Origin of the sequence: Wolbachia endosymbiont of Drosophila pseudotakahashii (genome assembly GCF_026015925.1) — a bacterium.
Taxonomy (GTDB): Bacteria; Pseudomonadota; Alphaproteobacteria; order Rickettsiales; family Anaplasmataceae; genus Wolbachia; species Wolbachia pipientis.
Window position 1 is genome coordinate 1,082,086 of sequence record NZ_CP110359.1, and the last position, 15,022, is coordinate 1,097,107.

Genomic DNA, 15,022 nt, shown 5'->3' on the forward strand with positions numbered 1-15,022 from the left:
GAAAAAACGTTTTATTTTACTCCAAAAACGTCTTAACTTTCTCTCTACTTTTTCTGGACTACTCCGAATCGGTTGACAAATTGGACGCTTGATAAGCATAATTTGGAGCTTCTTGTGTAATGACTATATCATGAGCGTGACTCTCTCTTAATCCTGATGCAGTAATAGTAACAAATTTACAATTTTTTTTCATCTCTTCTATATTCCTATTACCAGTATACCCCATTGCAGCTTGCAATCCGCCAATCAACTGATGGATTACTCCTGAAGCTGGACCTTTGAATGGAACTCTTCCTTCCACTCCTTGTGGAACTAATTTGAGTTTTGAATCTTTATCTTGAAAATAACGGCTAGCTGAACCTCGTTTCATTGCACTAATAGATCCCATTCCTCGATAGCCTTTATATGCTCTGCCCTTATACATGATAATCTCACCTGGGCTTTCGTCAGTGCCAGCAAAAATCGAACCAATCATCACAGAGTCAGCACCAGCTGCAATAGCTTTTGCAACATCTCCTGAGTATTTTACCCCACCATCAGCAATTAGTCTGACGTTTCTTGCTCTACACGCCTCTGCAACATTCTTGATTGCAGAGAATTGTGGCACACCAACACCTGTAACTATTCTGGTTGTACAGATTGATCCTGGTCCTATTCCGACCTTCACTGCATCAATACCCGCATCAATCAACGCTTCAGCAGCCTCCTTTGTTGCAATGTTTCCGCCAATTAATTGCGTATTAGGATACATCTTTTTTATTTCCCTAATGGTATTGATAACGTTTTCGGAATGACCGTGAGCAGTATCCACAACAACTACATCAACTTCTTCTCCGATCAAAGCTTCACATCTTTCTATACCATCTTTTTTACCAGTGCCAATTGCAGCGGCAACTCTGAGCCGTCCTTTACTGTCTTTACATGAAGTTGGGTATCTATTGTATTTTTCAATGTCTTTAACCGTAATTAAACCTATACAACAAGAATTTTCATCTACGACCAAAAGCTTTTCTATTCTATTTTCATGCAACAATTTCATTGCTGAGGCACTATTCACTCCCTGCTCCCGCACTGTCACTAACTTATCTTTTGTCATCACTTCGGAAACTTTTACATTCATGTTCTGGTCTTCAATAAACCTCACATCTCGGTTAGTTAAAATTCCAACTAACTTGCGTTGATTGACTACAGGAATGCCAGAATAATTGTGCTCTCTCATTAATGAAATTGCTTCCGCAACTGTTTTATTCGGTGAAATCGTGATTGGATTATACACGATCCAACTTTCATATTTTTTCACCCTTCTTACTTCTAAAACTTGTTCATCTATTGATAAATTCTTATGTATGCAACCTATCCCTCCATGTTGGGCAATAGCTATTGCAAAGCCCGATTCAGTAACAGTATCCATTGCAGAGGATATGAGAGGGATATTTAGTTCTATATTATTTGTTAAATAAGTTTTTGTATCTGCATCGCAAGGCAATATATTAGAATAGGCTGGCAAAAGAAGTATATCGTCAAACGAATAACAAGCTTCCATTTTTTTCATAGGCTTTATTTAAAGCTTATACGCCAATTAATTAAATTGCAATAGGGCTTTTGCAAAATAAGCATTCTACATTATTTGCCAGCAAACAAAACTGCTCAATAGTTAAGTTTTCTGGACGTTCGTTTCCACTCAATTTAGCCTTTTCAAGGACAGTTTCAGTGTGGTTCGTTATATTTTGCAAGCTATTTCTCAGCATCTTTCTTCTTTGAGAAAAAACGACACGTGTTAATCTTGTTAAGGTTTCCAAATTTACTGCAAACTTTGGGGTAGGCAAAGGATTTACTGTAATTACTGAAGAATGTATTTTTGGTCTTGGAAAAAACTCTTTAGGTTCAATATCAAATTCCTTTTTTATATCACATAGCAACTGGCTTAGCACTGATAAGGAACCATAATTTTTAGAATTGGGTCTTGCCGTAATGCGATCTGCTACCTCTTTTTGAAACATTAATGTCAAGTTCGTAAAAAATTTTATATTATTTAACCACTTTAAAAATAACACTACCGAGATATTGTAAGGCAAGTTAGCAATAACTTTAACTGGGCGCTCTATCAGCTCTTCTTCTGTAACATGCAGTGCATCCGCTTCTATAATTCTATACTTTCCTTGATGCTCATTTAGCAGTTGGTCATGGTGTTTTACTAAATCTCTATCTTTTTCTATAGAAAGTAGAGACTTTGGATTATGCACCAATATTTCTCTTGTTAATGCACCATATCCAGGACCAATTTCAATGACATTAAAATTTTCCAGACTACCAGCTAAAGCGACGATTTTTTTTGTTATCTCACTCGATAAAATAAAATTTTGCCCTAGACTCTTTTTTGGCTTCAGTAAAAATTTTCTCATATTATTTTCATTATATAGTATTTTAAAAATCAGTTGACTAAAATCCATTGATAATTGTATATTATTAATGTGTTTATGCCGGCTTAGCTTAATTGGTAGAGCACCTGACTTGTAATCAGGAGGTTGTCAGTTCAAGTCCGACAGCCGGCACTCTCACTAATAAGTAAAGTTGATGTCCTTTTTAATAGTAGCAAATTGGAAAATGAATGGAATGCGTTCTTCATTTGTTGACTTTATAGGCAAACTTAACGACAAGAGCAACGAAATTGCCTCTAAATTATTAATTTGCCCTCCTTTTACATCATTTCCAAGCAGTATAGAGTTGAACAATAATATTAATATAGGAGCACAGAATTGCCATTATAAAAAGTTCGGTTCTTACACAGGTGAAATTAGTGCAGAAATGTTAAAAGAACTAGGGTGTACTTACGTAATACTTGGGCACTCTGAAAGGGCCAATGAAGAAGATAGTGAAATAAAACTTAAGTCGGAAATAGCAATAGAATCAGGCTTACACCCAATTATCTGTGTAGGTGAAAATTCAGAAGATTATAAGAATGAAAAAACAAAAGAAGTAATAGAATATCAATGTAAAAACCGCTTGCCAACACACGGTGAATATACCGTAGCATATGAGCCAATATGGGCAATAGGCACAGGTCATGTGCCAAATAATGATGCAATTACTGAGGTGATAGAGGTAATAAAATTGTGTACTGGTAAAAAACACATTATATATGGTGGTTCAGTCAGTTCAGAAAATATAGAAAATTTGCTCAGTATCTCAAATTTATCAGGAGTTTTAATTGGCAGTGCAAGCTTAGATTTCGATCACTTTTATAAAATTATACAACAAGTTGAAAAAAAGTTTTCTCTTATCAATTCTAAAATCAGCAACTAAGAATCCTATAACAAATGGCATCATTCCAGTGTCAAGCATATGTCTGTACGAGCATCTAGTATAGCTAAAGTAATCTAGAAAATTAACGATATTTTATTCCCCGGGGAACGCTCTATTCTGTTTTCCAACTCTAGTTCTAAAAGAGCCATTAGAGCTATGTTGGTAGAAAGTCCGCTTGCTAATATAAGTTCATCTATATCAACAGGTACAGAGTTAATATGATCAACTATAACAGATTTTGCCTGTTGTAATTTTTCTTGTTTTTGGTTAACAGCATAGTGCTCAACATCAAATAGTTTTTTTTGCTGCGGAGGTAGACTAAACCTAACACTTTCTATTATGTCATCAGCGGACTCGATAAGCTTAGCACCGTTTTTAATTAAATAATTACTACCACTACAACGTGAATCTAAAGGGAAACCAGAAACTGCAAATACCTCTCTCCCTTGATTTAAAGCAAAATCTGCTGTTATTAGAGAGCCAGAATGTTTCGACGCTTCAATCACTGCAACACCCAGCGATAGACCAGATATAATTCGATTCCTTTGAGGGAAATATTGAGGTTTTGGTTTAGTAGCAAATGGAAGCTCAGTAACTATTAATCCGCCATTCTCGGTGATTTTTTTGTATAGATCAAAATTCTCTTTTGGGTACACCACATCAATCCCGCTTGCTGTAACAGCAATAGTGGGATGATCTTTGTATATTACACTGTTTGCTGCAGTATCAATTCCTCTTGCAAGTCCAGAAACGATAATAAAACCAGCTTCGCTTAAATTAAGTGCCAACTTATTGGCAAAATTTCTTCCATTTATTGAAGAGTTACGCCCACCGATTATTGCAATTATCTCACGGCTTAATGATGATATATCACCAAGCGCAGTTATTACAGGAGGACAACTAGAGATATTTCTTAAAAGATCAGGGTAATCTGGGTCACATGCGGGTATAATTTTAGCTCCAATTCTTTCTGCATTATTGATTTCTTCTCGTGCATCTTGAATGCCATACACCTTATTATTAGCCACCCTATTGAGATATTTCAACATCTCATCTAGCGATCCATGTGTTCTTAGTATACTAAAAAACTTTATTGGTCCTATAGTTCTAGCCAAGCTTAACCATACTTCTAATTCTTTGTTGTTCAATTTATTTATCTTCATAAAAGACTTGAATTTCTTATCAATTTAGTGTACCCAAGATAATACAAATATACAGTGTTTTATGACGCATTTTGTTACAGATAAATGCATAAAATGTAAATATACGGACTGTGTGGAAGTATGTCCCGTTGACTGCTTCTATGAAGGTAAAAACATGCTCGTGATTAACCCAGATGAATGTATTGATTGCGGAGTGTGCATACCTGAGTGTCCAGTAGATGCAATTGTAACTGATGATTCCATAAAAGATATTTTAGAACTAGATGAAGAGTTACTGAACAGTGAACAAAAAATCTTCAAATCATTTTACAACATAAACGTAGAATACTCACAAAAATGGCCAAATATCACAGCTAAGAAGCAACCTCTCTATACTGCAGAAGAGTATAAGGAAAAAAAGGATAAAACAGCTTATTTTGACGAAAATTTAGAATAATACTGCTGAAGGAAAAGAAACTTTTTGTATTTTAGGGTTATTGTTTTTGGTTGCTGAAAATAGTTGCGTTATCTAAGTTGTTATGCTGATAAATTAGTATCGATTAATTTAAGGATTAAGGAAAAAGGCTTATTGACTTTTGAAATATTTGATTATAAAACTAGCTGTTAGCATCAAATCTTGGGGGTAAGTTATGAGTATAAATACAAGAGAAACCATTAAAAAGATTGAAGGGTTACTTTTTCAAGCGAACGGTAATCTTGAAAAAACATGTGATCTATTATCAACAGTAAAGTTAACCGAAGATGATATTAAAATATTGCTGGAAGAGATGATAAAAGAGTATCATAGCTTGTTTGAAAAGATTTCTTGGAGTTGTGGAATTACTGCAGGCGGTGCACAAGATGCCAACGCAAGCAGCTTCAACGAAGTTTTTAAGCTAGGTTCAAAAGAGTTAGCATTGGCAATGACGTCAGATCTCAGAAAGTCTTATAATCAAGAATTATTTAAGAAATATAAAGAAGAAGAAATGTCTTATCCTGAAGGAGAAGGAGTACAATTTATTAGAGAATTGAGAGTTCTAAGTAGAATACTTACTATATCTTTAATAAGGAAACTTGATGAAGTTTACAAGTTTACTCCAGAAGAAATTGAGCGTTTGAAGGAATATATGTTAGTTAGCAACTATGATATAAGCAAAAGTCTTTCTGATATAGACAAATATATGCATGCACTATCTGCCTTAATTAGAAACTCTTCACTTGATACAAAAAAGATATTTGAGCTAAATAATCGAATGATAATACACACTACAGCCTTAATTGATTTAGTAACTAGTGGAGTAGTGAAAAAAGAAGAAGCAAAAGAACAATCTGCTGAGGATTTAGAAAAGCTTATCTGTGAACAGTATAAAGGTGCAGCAAACACGCCACTACCGTTGCCGAGCACGCTATTTGAAGTGGATAAAAAAAGTGCTTGAAGAAAGTTTATAGTTAGCCAAAGTAGGTATTTAATAAGCTTAACGTAACCATTATGTATGCTATATAGCAAAACATAGAATGCTTATGATTCCAACTATAGCAATTTTAAGTGGTGGATTTTCTTGTGAGAGAGAAATATCGCTTATGAGCGGAAAAGCAGTCAAGAAGGCGCTTGATAGCCTTTCATATAATGCAATAGAAATAGATGTTGACAGCAATATTGCTGAAAAGCTTAAAAAAATTAATCCGGGTCTTGCTTTTATAGCTCTGCATGGACCTTATGGTGAAGATGGCTGCATTCAAGGTTTATTGGAAATCTTAGGCATAAAATATACACACTCAGGAGTTATGGCTTCGGCTGTTGCTATGAACAAGGCAATGTCAAAGCATATATTCCGGTCCCTTAGTATTGATACTCCAAAAGGTTATGTAATTAGCCGAGAAGATCTACTAAAAAATAATATTAAAATTGATTATCCGTACGTCTTAAAACCAATTAATGAAGGTTCAAGTATTGGAGTGTACATAATTTTCTCGCACGAGGATTACTTAGAACTGAAAGATAATAGTTCTACTATAATGGAAAAGATGATCGTAGAAGAATACATACCGGGCATAGAGTTACATACTGCTGTATTGCTGGATGAAGCAATTGGCACTATAGAAGTACGACCAAAAAATAAATTCTATGATTATGAAGCAAAGTATACAGATGGATTTGCAGAACATATATTTCCTGCTGAAATTCCTAACAATATATATAAAATGACCTTGGAACACGCACTGAAAGTTCATCAATTTTTAGGATGCAAAACTATTTCCCGCTTAGATTTCCGTTATAATCCCAAAAATAACACTTTAAAAATGCTTGAGATTAATACACATCCTGGCTTTACTGAGTTATCGTTAGTGCCAGAAATTGCAAAATTGGCAAAAGGAATCAATTTTAATGAATTAGTTAAAATTATTATTGAAGATAGTTTGCAGCACAAAAATATTAGGGATTTAAGTCATGTTGAGCAGTATTACTAGAAGCCAAAGGAGTTTTTTGCGTAAGTGTGCCTTGGTTATTATCACAGCACTTTTTCTTACGCTAATACTTTACAGCTCACTTGATAAAATAATAAATCGATTTAATTACTACTTTACTTGGTATAATGACTGCCTATCTAGTTTATTACTCAGTAGTGGATTTTCAATCGACGAAGTAGTCGTGAGCGGCAATAAATTTACAAACAAAAAGGATATTCTAAGTTTGACAGATAGAACGCAACCTATCCTGTATATATCACTTTCAAAACTTGCCGGTAACATACAATCCGTAAGCAGATGGATAAAACACGTAAGAGTTCACAGAATTTTGCCCAATACTCTACACATTAATATAGATGAGCATAAACCGTTTGCTCTCTGGAAAGATAATAACAAAACCTCGGTAATTGATTTTGAAGGTAAAGTGATCGTAGATGACTATCTAGTAGATGATCTTGTTGTAATTATAGGACAAAACTCGTTATCAAACCTAGAATTTGTTAGAGATGTGTTGGAGAGTAAAACTCAATTAAGAGACCACATTTCTTCTTTTGCTTATATAGGGAATAGAAGATGGAATATCATACTTGATAACGATTCCACAGTAAAACTGCCTGAAGATAACCCTTATAGTGCATGGGACTATTTAAACCACTTACACAATACAACTGATTTTACTTTCAGCGATTGGAGTATTATTGATATGCGTATTACTGATAAAATCTTTGTGAAGAGGTGATCTGCTGTAATCCAAGTAGCCCCTTTTCCTGTCATCCCAGTGCCCAGACACTGGAATCCCGCCGCGAACCGTCATACCGCGATTCATTCGCGGTATCTCTTAACATAGATCCCTTATTTAACCGCCATACCTTAACATAGATCCCGCTAACACGTAGCGGGATGACGGTTGTCGTTTAGCTATAAATATTTAAGAAATTTACCAAACGAAAAAAAAGGCAAAAGAAGCCCCGTGGTTGGCTAATTACTTACATTATACTTTCAAGTATGGCGTTTTTTTATTCTAAACGCTTAATAACCGCGATTTAGCTGCTTTTTAATGCAACTAACCTTTAGTCATAAATATTTAAGAAATTTACTAAACAGGAAAAAAGGCAAAAGAAACCCTAGGGTAGCTAGTTACTCACTATCCATTTTTTAAGTTGGCGTTTTTTTATGTTTTAAATGCTTTATAAGCGCACTTTAGCTTATATTAGGTAAAAACCTAGAAATTTTATAAAGACATAAGGTGCACATAGTGCAAAAAATTAAACATGAGACGCCAGATACGTGAGTTTTTTTGTCATTTAATCTGTACAGAGAAGATAAATAAATAGCTTCAGTTTCATGATAAGGGGGCTGGCGAGGTTTGTCAAGGAATTTTTATGCAAGAGATCTATTGAAATGCCCCTGTAAAATTATACTATTAATTAGTACACTGTAAGTTTAAAATTATAAATATGTTAAGCAGATTGGTAATTTTGCTATTAGTTTTTATACTTCCTTTTTCTTCATACTCATACCAGTTTAGAACCAAAGCAAAGCAAGCAGTAGTCTTAGATTTAGCTTCAGACTCATTCATTTTTGACCATAATTCTGATGAAAAAATGGCCCCATCTTCAATGAGCAAGCTAATGACTTTATATATAGCCTTCGATTATCTAAAAGCTGGAATAATACACATGGAGGATAAATTTCGAGTAAGTAGAAAAGCGTGGGAAAGGAGAGGCTCTTCTATGTTTTTGAAAGAAGGTCAATCCGTTACGGCGAGGGAATTACTTGAAGGAATTACAATAGTCTCAGGCAATGATGCCTGCATAACACTAGCCGAGGGCATTGCAGGATCAGAAGAGAATTTTGTGGCTGAAATGAATGAAGTCGCACAAAATTTGAATCTGAATGACAGTCATTTTGTCAACTCAAGCGGGTGGCCAGATGAAGATCATTTTATGAACGCAAAAGACTTGGTAATGCTGGCAAAAAGGATTTTCACCGATTTTCCTGAATATTATGATTTATTTTCTGAACAATATTTGACATATAATGAAATTGTACAAAAGAATAAAAATCTTCTACTTTTTCACGACATTGGAGTTGATGGCTTAAAAACCGGTTATACAAATGCTGGTGGTTATGGCATTGTAGCATCTGCAAAACGAAACGATAGGAGAATTTTTGCTGTCGTAAATGGCTTAAACACTGAGAAAGAGCGAATAGAAGAAGCAAAAAGACTGATACAATATTCCTTAAATCATTTTAACACCAAGAAAATATTCGCTAAGGATAGCGTAGTTGAGGAAGTAAATGTTCTCTATGGAAAAGATAAAAAAGTGCCTATTACAGTTGCAAACGATGTTACCATAACTTACAACCGCAAATTGCATGACCAAATTAAGGTGCGTATTGAATATAAAGATATGATACCTGCACCAATTAAAAAAGGTCAAGAAGTGGGCAAAGTTTTTGTAGAAATACCAGGTATTGAGCAACAAACTACACCACTTTATGCAGCAAATGACGTGCAGGAATTGAATTTCGTAGAAAAGTTTTTTAGGATGTTATTTTAAGTTTAATATTAAAGCAATTTCGAAAGAGAGATCTATTGCACTTTAGTATAGTTTTAACTAACAATTTCTGTTACAATACAAGATTGAAGTGTTACGAAAATGTGCTGGTTATATTTGTTGCTGTCTAGTATCCTAGAGATACTGTGGGCTGTAACACTAAAGTTTAGTAACAGTTTTACTAAAGTTGTGCCTTCGATTGCAACATTGGTAATGATGATCATTAGCATTTATTTTTTATCTCTTGCAGCATGCTTTCTACCTATTAGAGTATGCTATGCAGTTTCCTCTGGAATATGCACAATTGGAATAACTATAATTGGTGCAACCACTTTCACAGAGAATATTAATTTATCTCAAGTTTTATGTATCGTTTTAATTGTAATAGGAACCATAGGGCTAAAGCTCTCTATTTAAACCTAAAGTTTATGCATGAATTGGATATATTTACTCTTATCGTCACTAATTGAAGTGTTCTGGGTCATAACACTTAAGCATAGTTGTGGATTTACTCATCTCGTACCATCAATAATTAGCATATTCTCCATGGCTCTTAGTACATATTTACTTTCGCTCGCTACACGTTCTATACCTATCGGAGTATGCTATGCAATTTGGACTGGAGTGGGCGCTATAGGAGCTTCGATACTTGGAGTTTACCTATTTGATGAACCAGTTAATTTATTCGAAGTAATATGCTTTATTTTAGTTACATTCGGGATTATAGGATTAAAATTGTTTGATACTGCAAAACAAACTGTTGATAAAATGGAATAAAAGATCCCACTGGGATGAAAGAAGCAGATACTCCATATTGTCATGCAAATTGGAATCCAGACTTTTTTCTATATAGCATGGTGAAGACGGGAAACCGTAACCGTTCACACAATGGCGTCAACTTAAGGAAAAATGTCAGAGATTGTGTATAAAATTTCTCTCTAAATTTTTTATCATTAAATTATCCAAAGAGTGCAAGAAACAGCACTTTTGTTTCTATTTTATTGCAACAAAAAAGTTTAAAATGTGTCTTTTTTAGGTGAAACATGCAAAAAGGAAAAAACCTTATTCTACAAATTAAAAATGCAATATACTCGAAAACTTTTCAGAGAATCCATTGTGTTGGAAAAAACAGTTTTACACGAACAAGAAAACTTCCTTTTTCGACAGTATTTTCTATGATTTTAAAGTTAGTTAAAAAAAGTTTGGGAATAGAATGTGAACTTATGGAGCCATTGACATGTACCCTCAAAGCAAGCTTTTTCTAAAGCAAGGTATAAGATTTGCCATACAGGCTTTCAAGAATTTAAGCATCCAAACAGCCTATCAGGATGAACCTGAGTTGGAGAGGCTATAGACTTATTGCAGCAGATGGTTCTGGTATGAGATTACCCAGCTCTGAGGAAATTGTATCCGAGTTTGGCCGCTTTAAACCAAATGGAACAACAGGCACCATTGGCAATTTGTTTGTTGATTTGTGTACTTCATTGATTTGCAGTGCTCGTCTTGCAGCTTGGAATATAGGTGAACAAACCTTGGCGGCAGAGCAATTACCCGAAGTTATCACTCAAATGCGTTTATTAAATCAAGAGAAATTATTATTTATCTATGATCGTCTTCAGTAAAATTCATTCAGCAGCATTATGATTTGGAAGTAGATTTTATTTTTCGCTTGCAAAAAAGAAATTATAGTAAGCTATGGGAACGCTGGCGAATTAGATTTTGATTTTATATTAGAAAATGAAAAGCTAAAAAATAAAATAAAAGGACAGAAAGTAAGAGTTATAGTGCTGACATTAGCCAACTGAGAAACAGAGTTTTTGACCGAGACTTTGGAGCAAAGCTTATGTGTTAAGGTGGCACATAGAGGAGTGCTATAAACGACTCAAAGTAGGAGCAGAGTTAGAGAATTTTTCTGGAGAGGCTGTATTACAAGAATTTTGGGCAAACTTGTTCATGTGCAATATATTATCGCTTCATATATGTGATGCACAAGGGCCTTGGAAACCAGATCAAATTACTGAGTATCGTTTAAATTTTTCAGTTTTATTTAGTGTAATGAGACAGAAACTCTATCAGGTACTTATTGCGCCAAAAAACTTTCAAGCCCTTTTTAAGTATACGTGCTAAAGTTAAAATCCGACCGGGACAGCCGCAATAAAGTAGATAAGCCTAAACGCCATCATGTCTTTAGGAGAGTTTGCTAATGAAAATTCTTAAGTTGACGTCATTGGCTGAATGGATACGATTTATTTCAGTGCATGAGCTGGTCCTTTTCGGATTTTAGCGCTGTGTACATAACTGCACGAACGTCTAGTTTAGGGGTAAGAAAAATTAGGGCCTGCAAATTAATCCAAACACATAAGTGTAGTGTTACCACCAAATGCTGTAGTGTTAACACTTACAACTTTTTCTGTAGAAAAACGCTGTAAATAATGAGAACCACCAGCTTTTGGCCCAGTGCCAAATAGTCCTCTACCAACAAATGGTTGTATCCCAACTGCTGCACCTATCTGGTTACGGTTGATGTAGACATTTCCAACTGATATTTTTTTACTTATAGTATCAATTTGACTTTGTATACGACTCTGCAAAGAAAACGTGAGTCCATATCCAGTACTATTTATATCACTTATAACTTCATTTAATTGTGACTTGTTAAAACGTATGATATGTAAAATAGGACCAAATACTTCTTGCTTTAATTGCGAAATTTTTTGTATTTCATAAATATATGGAGGAAAGAAATAATCATTATGAGAATTTGTATCCATGGGTACTTTAAATAACAGATTTGAATCTTCGTCCTCTGACATTTTTTGCGTATGTCGAGTTAGCATATCGATAGATGCTTTGTCAATTATTGGACCAATATCAGTACTAAGTTGTATTGGGTCACCAATCTTGAGTTCTTGCGCTGCACCGCATATCATTTTTATCTGCTTCTCTGCTATGTCCTCTTGAATAAACAGCACTCTAAGTGCAGAACAGCGTTGACCACTGCTACGAAACGCAGAAAGCAAAGCATCCATAGCCACTTGCTCTAAAAGAGCAGAGCTATCAACTATCATAGCATTGAGCCCTCCTGTTTCAGCAATAAGTGGCACAATAGGACCATCCCTATTTGCAAGCATTTTATTGATTATTTGAGCAGTTTGTGTTGAGCCAGTAAAAGCTACTCCGGCAATTCTATTGTCTGGAACTAATATTTTGCCTAAATATCCACCATCCCCAGGAATGAGGTGTAACACATTCTTTGATATCCCAGCTTCATGTAGTATCTTAACAGCTTCGTAGGCAATAATCGGCGTTTGCTCTGCCGGTTTTGCCAGCACTGCATTACCTGCTGCAAGTGCAGCTGAGACCTGCCCAATGAAGATAACGAGCGGAAAATTCTACGGTGATATGCATAAGAAAACTCCTCTGCCTTCAAAAAAGATGAAGTTATCTTCACCTGTTGGGCCCGGCAATTTTTTCCAGTCGCTCAGTTCATTTTTTGCTATCATTGCATAATAACGCAGAAAGTCGATTGCCTCTCTTACTTCTGCTATTGCATCGGATAAAATTTTTCCTGCTTCCACAATCAGAATGTAAATTAACTCTTTCATCCTTTCCTCAAGCAAATCTGCAGCTTTTTCAAGGCATTTAGCGCGCTCTTCTGCTGAAACATTCTGCCACTTAGCAAAAGCACTGTGTGCTATTTCAAGAGCATTTAAAGCTTGATCGCTTGTTGCACTTGACACTTCTCCAATTACATTTTCCAAATGTGCAGGATTCACTACTTCGATAAATTCAGCATTATCAAATAGTGCTTTTCCATCAATTATTGGTCCAATTTGCCACTTTTTTTCACTAAAACCCTTTATATCATCTGCAAATTGTGAGACTATCACAGAATCACTAATATCCATCCCCAAGGAATTTTTTCTTTCTGGTCCCAAAATATCTTGTGGTAATGGAATGCCTGGATGAGGTTCATAATTAAAATTTATAGCTTTTTCCAGTGGATCTGAAATTAACTCATCGATTTTAACGTTAGGATCACTTATTTGATTAACAAACGAACTATTAGCTCCATTTTCAAGAAGGCGTCTTATAAGATAAGGCAACAAGTCACTATGTTCCCCAACGGGTGCGTAGACACGACAGCTAACATTTGTTGCAAGCTCTGACATTGCATAATCATATAAGTCTTTTGCCATTCCATGTAAGCGTTGAAATTCAAATCCAGGGTGGTTTTTATCAGCAAGTTCCATGATAGAAGCAAAAGTATAGACGTTATGAGTTCCAAAGCATGGGTAAAAGCTGTTTGGTTTACTCAAAAGTTTCTGTGCGCACGCGAGGTAAGATACGTCAGTATAGCTTTTTCTTGTAAATACTGAGTAATCATTTAATCCCAATTCTTGCGTACACTTGATTTCTGAATCCCAATATGCACCTTTTACAAGCCTCACCATAATTTTGTGCTTTGATCGAATAGCAACATCCTCTACAAAGTCAAGAACAGATAAAGCACGTTTTTGATATGCTTGTACAGCCAAGCCGAGCCCTTCCCACTCAGAAAGTGATTCATCAAGCCGTAATTGTTCAAACAAGATTAAGGAAATTTCAAGCCTTTCTGTTTCTTCTGCCTCTATGCATAGTGAAATGTTGTATTTTTTTGCCTCGCGGCAGAGCTCTAAAACCTTAGTGAATATCTCACCAGCAATTCGGCCAAATTGACTAAATTCATAACGTGGGTGTAAAGCAGAAAGTTTGATTGAAATTCCATGGGATTTAAAACAATCATTTATTTCAGTGGATTCACCTATAGCTTTTATTGAGTGCATGTATGAATTAAAATACTCTTCTGCATCCTCAGTTGTGTGAGCAGCTTCGCCAAGCATATCAAAAGAGTATAAAAACTTACTATTGTCATCTAGTTTTGCGTACCTTAAAGCTTCTTCTATGGTTTCTCCAACAACAAAATGATTACCAAGCATAGACATTGCTTGTTTTACTGCTTTGCGAATGATCGGTTCTCCTAAATTCTTAAGTAACTTAGAAATTGCGTAATAGAACTTCGAATCGCCTTCATTATCTCTCAATATACTGCTACCTATCATTAAACTCCACGTGGAAGCATTGACGAACAATGAAGAAGAATATCCTAAATATTTACTCCATTCTTGATTGGCAATTTTATCTTTGATTAGCTCGTCTATTGTATAATCATCTGGTATTCTAAGTAGCGATTCAGCAAGGCACATCAATGCTATTCCTTCATCATTGGAAAGCGAGTATTGCTGCATAAAGGAATCTACAATACTTAATTTATTGTGTTTGATTTTTTCAATAACTTGTTTTGCAATATTATAAATTCTATTTTTTGAATCAGCCGAAAGCTCTGCTTTTTCTACAAGATAACGTATATAACTCTTTTCATCAGTACGATAAAATCCTTGTAAACGTTTTCTGAGTTCATTAGGTTCTTGTATAGAGCTTATCATATATAATTATCTCCAAAAAATACTCCGACACCATATGTATGGTGAAATTATATCATAACTT

At 35.0% G+C, this 15,022-nt stretch carries 11 protein-coding genes, 1 tRNA gene and 2 pseudogenes; 10 read left to right on the top strand and 4 right to left on the bottom strand.

Annotation, left to right across the window (positions count from 1 at the left end):
- Positions 1–58 precede the first annotated feature (58 nt).
- A complete protein-coding gene (guaB, locus tag ONI09_RS05630) occupies positions 59–1,552 on the bottom strand; it encodes an IMP dehydrogenase (protein WP_265013919.1) in 1,494 nt (497 codons plus the stop codon).
- 31 nt (positions 1,553–1,583) lie between these two features.
- Positions 1,584–2,402, bottom strand: a complete 819-nt coding sequence (gene rsmA / locus ONI09_RS05635; RefSeq protein WP_265014443.1) for a 16S rRNA (adenine(1518)-N(6)/adenine(1519)-N(6))-dimethyltransferase RsmA — start codon at positions 2,400–2,402, stop codon at positions 1,584–1,586.
- 77 nt (positions 2,403–2,479) lie between these two features.
- Here rsmA and ONI09_RS05640 point away from each other — a divergent pair.
- Positions 2,480–2,552: transfer RNA gene (locus ONI09_RS05640), tRNA-Thr, on the top strand.
- Positions 2,553–2,574: 22 nt separating this feature from the next.
- Positions 2,575–3,303 (top strand): triosephosphate isomerase, encoded by a 729-nt coding sequence (locus ONI09_RS05645; RefSeq protein ID WP_265013920.1) that lies wholly within the window; start codon positions 2,575–2,577, stop codon positions 3,301–3,303.
- A 74-nt stretch (positions 3,304–3,377) separates the two neighbouring features.
- Here the strand turns inward: ONI09_RS05645 and dprA are convergent, their stop codons facing one another.
- Positions 3,378–4,466, bottom strand: a complete 1,089-nt coding sequence (dprA, locus tag ONI09_RS05650) for a DNA-processing protein DprA (RefSeq protein WP_265013921.1) — start codon at positions 4,464–4,466, stop codon at positions 3,378–3,380.
- Positions 4,467–4,527: 61 nt separating this feature from the next.
- Here dprA and ONI09_RS05655 point away from each other — a divergent pair, with 61 nt between their 5' ends.
- The 8 genes and pseudogenes from ONI09_RS05655 to ONI09_RS05690 all read left to right on the top strand — a co-directional run bounded on the left by ONI09_RS05655 (position 4,528) and on the right by ONI09_RS05690 (position 11,679).
- Complete coding sequence (locus ONI09_RS05655) at positions 4,528–4,902, top strand: ferredoxin family protein (protein WP_077188509.1); 375 nt, start codon at positions 4,528–4,530, stop codon at positions 4,900–4,902.
- 193 nt (positions 4,903–5,095) lie between these two features.
- Positions 5,096–5,881 carry a hypothetical protein gene (locus ONI09_RS05660; RefSeq protein ID WP_265013922.1) on the top strand — a complete coding sequence of 262 codons (786 nt, stop codon included), beginning with the start codon at positions 5,096–5,098 and terminating at the stop codon, positions 5,879–5,881.
- Between the two features lie 79 nt (positions 5,882–5,960).
- Positions 5,961–6,914 (top strand): D-alanine--D-alanine ligase, encoded by a 954-nt coding sequence (locus ONI09_RS05665; protein WP_265013923.1) that lies wholly within the window; start codon positions 5,961–5,963, stop codon positions 6,912–6,914.
- Complete coding sequence (locus ONI09_RS05670; protein WP_265013924.1) at positions 6,895–7,653, top strand: cell division protein FtsQ/DivIB; 759 nt, start codon at positions 6,895–6,897, stop codon at positions 7,651–7,653. The genes ONI09_RS05665 and ONI09_RS05670 overlap by 20 nt, the downstream gene beginning before the upstream one ends.
- A gap of 718 nt (positions 7,654–8,371) precedes the next feature.
- Entirely contained in the window at positions 8,372–9,478 is a 1,107-nt protein-coding gene (locus ONI09_RS05675) for a D-alanyl-D-alanine carboxypeptidase family protein (protein ID WP_265013925.1), read from the top strand.
- Positions 9,479–9,577: 99 nt separating this feature from the next.
- Positions 9,578–9,892 (top strand): DMT family transporter, encoded by a 315-nt coding sequence (locus tag ONI09_RS05680; protein WP_265013926.1) that lies wholly within the window; start codon positions 9,578–9,580, stop codon positions 9,890–9,892.
- Between the two features lie 15 nt (positions 9,893–9,907).
- Positions 9,908–10,252 (top strand): DMT family transporter, encoded by a 345-nt coding sequence (locus ONI09_RS05685; protein ID WP_007548372.1) that lies wholly within the window; start codon positions 9,908–9,910, stop codon positions 10,250–10,252.
- A gap of 266 nt (positions 10,253–10,518) precedes the next feature.
- Positions 10,519–11,679: pseudogene (locus ONI09_RS05690) on the top strand (IS4 family transposase).
- A gap of 141 nt (positions 11,680–11,820) precedes the next feature.
- Here ONI09_RS05690 and putA read toward each other — a convergent pair.
- Positions 11,821–14,961, bottom strand: a pseudogene (gene putA, locus ONI09_RS05695) (bifunctional proline dehydrogenase/L-glutamate gamma-semialdehyde dehydrogenase PutA).
- Positions 14,962–15,022 lie beyond the last annotated feature (61 nt).

Coding starts and splice junctions, on each gene's coding strand:
- ONI09_RS05670 (WP_265013924.1), top strand. CDS start 6,895: ATGTTGAGCAGTATTACTAGAAGCCAAAGGAGTTTTTTGCGTAAGTGT.
- ONI09_RS05680 (WP_265013926.1), top strand. CDS start 9,578: ATGTGCTGGTTATATTTGTTGCTGTCTAGTATCCTAGAGATACTGTGG.
- ONI09_RS05655 (WP_077188509.1), top strand. CDS start 4,528: ATGACGCATTTTGTTACAGATAAATGCATAAAATGTAAATATACGGAC.
- guaB (WP_265013919.1), bottom strand. CDS start 1,552: ATGAAAAAAATGGAAGCTTGTTATTCGTTTGACGATATACTTCTTTTG.
- ONI09_RS05685 (WP_007548372.1), top strand. CDS start 9,908: ATGAATTGGATATATTTACTCTTATCGTCACTAATTGAAGTGTTCTGG.
- dprA (WP_265013921.1), bottom strand. CDS start 4,466: ATGAAGATAAATAAATTGAACAACAAAGAATTAGAAGTATGGTTAAGC.
- ONI09_RS05645 (WP_265013920.1), top strand. CDS start 2,575: ATGTCCTTTTTAATAGTAGCAAATTGGAAAATGAATGGAATGCGTTCT.
- rsmA (WP_265014443.1), bottom strand. CDS start 2,402: ATGAGAAAATTTTTACTGAAGCCAAAAAAGAGTCTAGGGCAAAATTTT.
- ONI09_RS05660 (WP_265013922.1), top strand. CDS start 5,096: ATGAGTATAAATACAAGAGAAACCATTAAAAAGATTGAAGGGTTACTT.
- ONI09_RS05675 (WP_265013925.1), top strand. CDS start 8,372: ATGTTAAGCAGATTGGTAATTTTGCTATTAGTTTTTATACTTCCTTTT.
- ONI09_RS05665 (WP_265013923.1), top strand. CDS start 5,961: ATGCTTATGATTCCAACTATAGCAATTTTAAGTGGTGGATTTTCTTGT.